This window comes from Pseudoalteromonas sp. S4492 (assembly GCF_005886115.1).
Classification (GTDB): Bacteria; Pseudomonadota; Gammaproteobacteria; order Enterobacterales; family Alteromonadaceae; genus Pseudoalteromonas; species Pseudoalteromonas gelatinilytica.
Window position 1 is genome coordinate 1 of the sequence record NZ_PNCP01000248.1, and the last position, 256, is coordinate 256.

Consider the following 256-nt stretch of genomic DNA (forward strand, 5'->3'; position numbering starts at 1 on the left):
CTCAAGGGTTTTTCGTGCGCGATAGAGTCCCTGGGCCCGGCGAGCCTGAAGGTCCTTCTCAAGGTCGAAAGTCATCAGGAAGCCTTCTGACCCATAGCATCGAAGTATTGCTCATTGTTCAATAAAGAGTCTCGCTCTCGAAGTGGACAGATCTGCGCCAATTCCTGCTCATCCAGCTCAGTGGTGTCATCCATATTGATACCCAGCTTGTTAAACAGCTGTCGGTCACTGCTCTCTTTTGGATTGGCAGTGGTCA

The 256-nt window shown here is 50.8% G+C and carries 1 pseudogene; it reads right to left on the reverse strand.

From position 1 onward, the window contains the following. Positions 1 to 74: 74 nt before the first annotated feature. Positions 75 to 256: pseudogene (locus CWC28_RS22385) on the reverse strand (hypothetical protein); the annotation flags it as partial.